A 2,007-nucleotide genomic window follows, 5' to 3' on the forward strand; every position below is an offset into this window, starting at 1 on the left:
ATGGCGTATGTGAGCGCGATAAACAAACTGAACACCCTTGGTCTGCCTGTCAGAAAGCCCCGAGTGTAACGGTCACTTGGGGCTGGGGAAATCATGATTTGCTGGCTGATTTGGGCAACAACGCCGATCAGCACCGAAGGCACCATGGGCAAAATGGTGGTCACCATCCTTTCTGCTGTAGCTCAGGCTGAACGCCTGCGGATCCTGGAACGAACCAACGAAGGCCGCCAGGAAGCCAAGGCCAAGGGGGTCAAGTTCGGGCGCAAGCCCACCGTAGACAAAGCCAAGGTTCGGCTTCTTCGTGAGCAGGGAGTGGGAGCGACAGAGATTGCCAAACAGTTGAACATCGGCCGTTCGACAGTCTACAAAGCGTTGACCGATTGAGGGGGTGTTACAGATAAACCGCTGCCATCTTGTCAGCCGGTCTATTATGCTATGCAGCCACCTGACGGGCATAAAGCTGATGCGGCGCCTTCCCTGGCCATGAGCCTTGCCTGTCAGGTGGTTTTCTGTCGGTGATCCTGATAGACCTTCTGCCACTTGGTATGCTCAGCCTTATCGCCTCTGGCCTGCCAGAAACCACAGATACTCTCGGCCAATTCTGTGCGGCCATGGCATGGTCACCATCGCGACGGCAGATCAGATACTGGGCCAGCCAGTTTTGGTACTGCTTCATTGAGACCTCTTCAATCACCCTCTGGGAGGGCCGATCTTACTTAATCGGCTGAGTATCCGTCTTGGGCTGTGCGGCGCGGTAAGCGTTCATGATCGGGGCCCAATCCATACCGAGAGGAACAGGGTGTTGCTTGAATAGCTCGCCATATTCCTTGTCGAATCCAGACCAACGCTTTTCATACTGCTTTGGTAGCGGAATAGCCTTATCTCGCCAATCATCGGTCACCTCTTCGGCAATACCACGGGTGAGCAGTAGATCGGGTTTTAGCTGCAATGTCCCGCCTTTCAACACCACCTCAAAATAGCCACCAGGGGCCAAGCCAAAATAGAGCCAGCGACGGCGGTCATAACGTCCATCAACCAAATAGACCTGGCGCTACACAAGCCAGCTCCGTTGCAACCGGAGTTACCATCGATATCAAGCCCACTATACTGCGCTCTTTTGATGGTCTGGTTGCGAACTCAACGCTCGGACTGTGGGGTGGGGTTGTTGCTGTACTGAGGCCAAATCGTAATTGACCTGCATCGCCAACCAAGCTCGCGCCGTACCGACACCGGCCAGTTCTAAGCGATGCGCCAGCTCCGGGCTCAGCGCGGCATGGCCGTTCACGACCCGCGACAGCGAGACTCGCGACACACCCAAGCGGCGGGCGACCTCGGCAATTTTCAGGCCCAGCGCCTTTATCACGTCTTCTCCCAGCAGTTCGCCGGGGTGGGGAGGATTGTGCATCATGGCCATGCTCCTAGTGGTAGTCCAAGTAATTGACGAGCTCGACGTCTCGGTTATTCAGGAAACGGAACGTGACCCGCCAGTTGCCGTTAACCGTGACCGACCAGTACCCTTTCAGTTTACCTTTTAATTCGTGCAACCTGTAACCAGGTAAGTCCATGTCAACAGGGATCGCCGCCACATCAAGCAGCGCCAATATCCGTTTCAGTTTGGCGCCGTGTGCAGGTTGGATCCCCCTTGTGGTACCGGTGGTGTAGAAGTCCTCTAGCCCTTTGTGTTTGAAGCTCACGATCATTGCAAAGGGGTCCTTTCTTGTCGCCTCTGTTCATTATGGGCGAAGTGTATCGCATAGAGATACACAAGGCAAGCAGGCTGCGGTATGAGAGGTTCCATCTAGGGGCTGTCGTCATGAGACGGCGGCCCACAAGTACATGCAGCGGATCTGCACCGCAGCCACGAACGAGCTCGTATTTTTGGCGTATCTTGTCGCTATTCCTCGCCATTGCTTCAGATGCAAAAAGGGCGTTGTTTCCTAAATCGATGCAGCTTGAATGGAACTAATTGAAAACCCAGTGATCTGAGCACCACCATCCCCCTCAAGT

3 protein-coding genes and 2 pseudogenes are annotated in these 2,007 nt (G+C 54.8%); 1 reads left to right on the plus strand and 4 read right to left on the minus strand.

Annotated elements, in window-relative coordinates; translation table 11 throughout:
* The first annotated feature begins 93 nt into the window (after positions 1-93).
* A complete protein-coding gene (locus BN1130_RS16465) occupies positions 94-384 on the plus strand; it encodes a helix-turn-helix domain-containing protein (protein ID WP_084218241.1) in 291 nt (96 codons plus the stop codon).
* 328 nt (positions 385-712) lie between these two features.
* Here BN1130_RS16465 and BN1130_RS16470 read toward each other — a convergent pair.
* The 4 genes and pseudogenes from BN1130_RS16470 to BN1130_RS22380 form a co-directional block, all read right to left on the minus strand.
* Positions 713-1,051: pseudogene (locus tag BN1130_RS16470) on the minus strand (DUF2931 family protein); the annotation flags it as partial.
* Positions 1,052-1,102: 51 nt separating this feature from the next.
* Positions 1,103-1,408 (minus strand): HigA family addiction module antitoxin, encoded by a 306-nt coding sequence (locus tag BN1130_RS16475; protein WP_042043295.1) that lies wholly within the window; start codon positions 1,406-1,408, stop codon positions 1,103-1,105.
* A 10-nt stretch (positions 1,409-1,418) separates the two neighbouring features.
* Entirely contained in the window at positions 1,419-1,700 is a 282-nt protein-coding gene (locus BN1130_RS16480) for a type II toxin-antitoxin system RelE/ParE family toxin (RefSeq protein WP_042043297.1), read from the minus strand.
* Positions 1,701-1,811: 111 nt separating this feature from the next.
* Positions 1,812-1,925 (minus strand): annotated as a pseudogene (locus BN1130_RS22380) (IS5/IS1182 family transposase); the annotation flags it as partial.
* Between the last annotated feature and the right edge of the window lie 82 nt (positions 1,926-2,007).

Origin of the sequence: Aeromonas rivuli (assembly GCF_000820045.1) — a bacterium.
GTDB classification, from domain to species: Bacteria; Pseudomonadota; Gammaproteobacteria; order Enterobacterales; family Aeromonadaceae; genus Aeromonas; species Aeromonas rivuli.